Origin of the sequence: Chitinophaga sp., from assembly GCF_036569125.1 — a bacterium.
GTDB lineage: Bacteria > Bacteroidota > Bacteroidia > Chitinophagales > Chitinophagaceae > Chitinophaga.
Genome location: NZ_DATCRF010000734.1, coordinates 1 through 5,014 on the forward strand (window position 1 = coordinate 1; position 5,014 = coordinate 5,014).

Sequence of the window (5,014 nt, forward strand, 5' to 3'; positions counted from 1 at the left end):
TTGATATGCAAGCTCACCACTTTGTACATGCAGATGTATTGCAATACCTGGATACCCTAACACCGAATAGTTTTGACCTGGTGGTGGTAGACCCTCCTACTTTCTCCAACAGCAAGCGGATGAAGGATTTCCTGGATATACAGCGGGATCATGTTTCGCTGCTGAATAAGGTGTTGGCAGCTACCAAACCGGGCGGCATTGTATATTTCAGCAACAACTACCGGCGCTTTGTACTGGAGCAGGAACAGATACAGGCCAGCAGTATCAAGGACATTACCTCGCAAACATTGCCGTTTGATTTTCAGCAGAAGATGATCCGGAAATGTTATAAGATAGTGAAGTGATTAACAACGGATTAAGACTTTTCTTTTTATAAATCATTTAGTATAGCGGAGCCGGACATTCCTTGTCCGGCTTTTTTATTTCTTAACCCAAGATGGTAAATAATTGTTTACTTTTTTCGAAAGGAATTGTAAACAATTGTTTACCTTTGAAATTATTGGAAGATGAAATGTTCCGAGCTGCTAAGGATCTTAAAAAGAGAAGGATGGAGTGTGTACAGAACAGGAAAAGGAAGCCATAAAATATTAGTACATCCGGAGAAGGCGGGTATTGAAATTGTTTTTCCGGATCATGGATCAGCTGAAATAGCCAAAGGGCTGGCATTTAAAATACTAAAACAGGCGGGGCTTCAATAATTCACTCAACAAGTATTAACATGAAGAAGATTGTATTTGTGGTAGAAAAAACGTCTACTGGTTTCTCTGCCTACGCAGATGATTTTGAGAAAACCCCGGTAGGCACTACCGGTAAAGATATGGCTACTTTAAGGCGCAATATCCTGGATGCCTTAAACCTGTATCGTAGTCACAAAGGGCTAAAACCCTTATCTGATGCGGATATTACTATTATGCTGGACCTGCAGCAATTTTTTGAATATTATAAAGAGATCAATGCCAAATCACTTTCCCAGCGCATTGGTATGAACCAAACATTATTATCGCAATACATTAACGGCATTAAAAAGCCATCTGCCAAACAAACGCATAAAATACTGGAAGGGGTAAGGGCATTAGGCCGGGAGCTAACCCAATTGGAATTTGCTTAAGCTATTTCAGGTTCCCCGTTTTCTTCAACTCTTTTACCAGCTTTAAAAACTCTTTACGGTAACCACCGTTATCAGCGCCCAGTGATCTTTTAGCAATGCTTAGCACCATGTTGGTATTACCATCGCCCCGGTAACTGGATTTACGGAGCAGTAAGCCCAGCAAGGCTACTGAGCTGGCAAAACGGAAATCGGCAGAGGCATCTTCAAAGGCAGTGTATTTACCATCAATATCATGCTCCATAGTAATGGTATTACTATCTGCAGGCTCGCGGTACCAGAGCTTTACCTGGCCCAGCGCGCTATCGGCCGGTAGGGTATCACGCGGAATAATTTCATACAGCGCTACGGCGCAATGCCCTGCGCCAATGATACCACCGGCAATATTATCATCCTCACCGGAATTATCTGCAAGCACTTTATTCTCATAACCAATCAGGCGGTAAGCCTTTACTACTTCGGGATTAAACCATACCTGCGCGCGGGCATCTTTTGCTACGGTGAAGAGGGTGCTGCCAAACTCACGGGCAAAGATCTTGTTGGCTTCTTCCAGGTTATCGATATAGGCAAAGTTCCCATTGCCTTTGCTGGAAAGGGCTTCCAGCTTACTATCCTTATAATCGCCCATACCAAAACCCAGGCAGGTAAGCAGTACGCCGCTCTCCTTCTTCTGCGTTATGAGGTCTTCCATTTCCTGATCACTGGTCTGGCCTACGTTAAAGTCCCCGTCTGTGGCCATGATCACGCGGTTATTACCATCCTTTATAAAATTCTCCACTGCAATCTGGTAAGCCATTTTTATGGCGGCTTCGCCTGCAGTGGCGCCACCGGCGCTGAGGTAATCAATTGCATTCAGGATCTTCTCTTTCTGTGTACCGGAAGTAGCGGGTAATATTACGCCGGGCGTACCGGCATAGGCTACAATTGCTACACGGTCTTTAGGGCGCAGGTTATTTACCAGCACCCGGAAGGCGGCCTGCAGCAAAGGCAGCTTGTTCTGCTGCCCCATGGAGCCCGATACATCTATGAGGAATACCAGGTTACTGGCCGGCAGGCTGTTAATATCCACCTGTTTGGCGCGTACGGCAATCTGCAGCAGCTTATGCCTGGGCTCCCAGGGGCATATTGCATAACTGGTATTAATAGCCAGCAGACGGTTGCTGTCAGGCAGGGGATAATCATAATGGAAGTAGTTCACCATTTCCTCGATACGCACTGCATCTGCGGGTACCGGCTCTTTCAGGCGTATGAACCGCCGGATGTTGCTGTAGGCTGCACGGTCCACATCCAGCGCAAAGTTGGAGGAAGGATTTTTCATGGTGGCTACGAACTTGTTCTCGTAGATAGTGCCGTACGTTTCATCAAAGAAGGTACGGATGCCCATGCCGATATTACCGTAATTAGGATTGGAGCTGTGTGAAGCGCGGGCTTTGGCCTTTGCTTTGGCCATAGCAATATCACTCACTGCAGCAGCATTCTTATCGCGCGGGGTAAGGGCTACCAGCATGCGGCTGTACTTTTCTATAGCTATGGTGCGGCTGAAAAATTTAGGATGTTCAAATAAAAGCGTAGTTCCTCCCGGCGGTATTACAATACGGAAAAGGCCATATTTATTAGTGGCGACCTTCACTGTATCATTCATAACGCTCACGGTTACCCCGGGCAGGGGATTATGGGTAATGCTATCTTCAACGGCTCCCGTTACCCATGTTGTTTGTGCGCCCGCAGGTACAGCGGATAATATACAAAGCAAAGCAAGGAGCACTCGCATGTATTAAAATTAATAATTAAGAATGAATAATTAATAATTAAGGTGATAATGAACGCAAAACATTTGTGTTACGCATTAATTATTAATTCTTAATTATTAATTGCTTATTGCTCTATGAGCTGGTAGATCTCCGGGAGATTGCGCCCCAGGCCATCATAGTCCAGGCCATAGCCCAGGAGGAACTTATTGGGAACGGAAAAGCCCAGGTAATCAATGTTTATGGGGTAGGTTAAGGCTTCCGGTTTGGTGAGCAGGGCGGCAATCAGCAGCTTTTTGGGTTGCTGGTGGTGCAGCTGGGGCAGGAACATGTTTAAGGTTTTGCCGGTATCCACAATATCTTCCAGGATCACTACGGTGCGGCCGTACAGGTCCTCATCCAGCCCAATGGAGGTTACCACATTGCCGGTGGATTTAGTGCCTTTATACGACACCAGCTTAATAAAGGAGATCTCTGCCTCTATATCCAGGTATTTGAACACATCGGCCGCAAACATAAAAGAGCCGTTGAGAATGGCGATAAACAAAGGTTTTTCGCCGGCCAGGTCTTTGCTGATCTGTGCGGCCATTTCCTTAATACGCAGCTGGAGCTCTTCTGCACCAATGTAAGGCTGAAATTCTTTATCGTGCACCTTTATAACGGACATGGGATCTTAGATTTACGATTTTAGATTTATGATTTGTTGGACCTTATGTGTGCCACACCTTTGAGGTGTGGCACACGTTATTTACCTACTACCAGGCGCTGACCGATCTTGATATCGGTGCCCTGCAGGTTGTTCCAGCGCTGCAGCTGGTCAATAGAAATATTATAACGTTTGGCTATGCCGTAAGCGGTTTCTTTAGGTTGTACATCGTGATACTGCATAATGCCTGTGCTGCGTGGCTGTGTGGCAGCCGGAGCGGGCGGCGGAGGAGGCGGTGTGGTGGCCGGCCCTGCCTGTGCAGGCGGCGTTTGGCTTTTGGGCATGGCCGGGGGCGCCTGGCTGCCACCGGATGATGACATTTTCACATCGCCCATTTTCTTCAGGTCTTCTACCATCGCTACCGGTATGCCGCCGCTTTGGGAAGTGGTTGCTGCGCCCTCTGTTTGGGCGGGCGCCTGGGAGGGCTGTGCCGCCTGGTTCCTGGCAATCTCTTTCTCTATATCGTTACCGGCTTTTTTTATGGAAAAGTCTTCCCCGGCATTTTCATCTTTAGGCTCATTCTTCGACAAACGGGGCGTGGCGCTGGCATAACCATCCAGGGCCAGCCTGGCGCCTGCTGCAGGCTCCTGCCCTTCTTTCATTTTGTTACGCCTGCGCAGCCATTTCAGCTGAATACCTTCTGCCTGTGCCACATCGTGCATGGTTTCGCCCTGGGCTACGGTATGAAAATCGTTCTTACTTTTTTTGCCTTTCTTCTGCAGGTAAATGTAGGTGTCGTTTGGCAGGGGTACATCCTCTGAAAGATCATTGTATTGCAGCAAACGGCTTAAGCGGATATCGTAACGGTCTGCTATTTGTATCAGCGGCGTACCTGCGGGCAGGTACAATACTTTACGGTCGTTGATCTCAAACACTCCTGAAGGGCGCTTGATAACGGCGGCCGGCTGGGCCGGAGTATTAGCAGCTGTGGAAGGCCTGGCTGCAGCGGGTTCCGGACGGCTGGTATAAGTACCGTTACTGGTAGTATTATTGTTGGCGGGCCTGATATCAGACCTGGCCACGCCTAAACCTTGCTGCGTGTATTGCTCCAGGTTATAGTCTTCAATTATTTTTATCAGCTGCTGCGGATAAGTTCTGCTGGTGGCATAACCTGCCTGCTTAAGGCCATAGGCCCAGGATTTATAATCGTCCTGGCTGAACTGGAACAGGAATGCATAGCGGGGATTATTTTTCAGGAAGGCGGAATGATCGCGGTAAGAATCGGCAGCAGAGTTGTACTTGCGGAAACATTCCTGGCGGGCATCATCATCATAATTTACGGTAGCGCCCACCCAGTTGTTCTTACACTTAATACCGAAGTGATTGTTAGAGTTGAGCACCAGCCAGCCATTGCCGCTCTGGGTTTCCAGGATGCCCTGGGCCAGCTTAATGGCGGCGGGTATGCCGGAGGTGTGCATTTCATCAATGGCAATGTCCTTGTACGTAGCAATATAC

General features: G+C 47.9%; 5 protein-coding genes and 1 pseudogene. 3 read left to right on the plus strand and 3 right to left on the minus strand.

From position 1 onward, the window contains the following. The 3 genes and pseudogenes from VIM87_RS27195 to VIM87_RS27200 form a co-directional block, all read left to right on the plus strand. Positions 1 to 344, plus strand: a pseudogene (locus VIM87_RS27195) (SAM-dependent methyltransferase); the annotation flags it as partial. Between the two features lie 162 nt (positions 345 to 506). Beyond that, complete coding sequence (locus VIM87_RS31455) at positions 507 to 698, plus strand: type II toxin-antitoxin system HicA family toxin (protein ID WP_414649672.1); 192 nt, start codon at positions 507 to 509, stop codon at positions 696 to 698. Between the two features lie 20 nt (positions 699 to 718). After that, complete coding sequence (locus VIM87_RS27200; protein WP_332000033.1) at positions 719 to 1,108, plus strand: helix-turn-helix transcriptional regulator; 390 nt, start codon at positions 719 to 721, stop codon at positions 1,106 to 1,108. 1 nt (position 1,109) lies between these two features. On the opposite strand, the gene VIM87_RS27205 is transcribed toward VIM87_RS27200, so the two are convergent. From VIM87_RS27205 to VIM87_RS27215, 3 genes are all read right to left on the minus strand, one after another. Continuing rightward, positions 1,110 to 2,876 carry a YfbK domain-containing protein gene (locus VIM87_RS27205; protein ID WP_332000034.1) on the minus strand — a complete coding sequence of 589 codons (1,767 nt, stop codon included), beginning with the start codon at positions 2,874 to 2,876 and terminating at the stop codon, positions 1,110 to 1,112. A gap of 104 nt (positions 2,877 to 2,980) precedes the next feature. Next, positions 2,981 to 3,520 (minus strand): hypoxanthine phosphoribosyltransferase, encoded by a 540-nt coding sequence (gene hpt / locus VIM87_RS27210; RefSeq protein WP_332000035.1) that lies wholly within the window; start codon positions 3,518 to 3,520, stop codon positions 2,981 to 2,983. Between the two features lie 77 nt (positions 3,521 to 3,597). Continuing rightward, positions 3,598 to 5,014, minus strand: a 1,417-nt coding sequence (locus VIM87_RS27215; protein WP_332000036.1) for a glucosaminidase domain-containing protein, incomplete at its 5' end; no start/stop codon positions are given.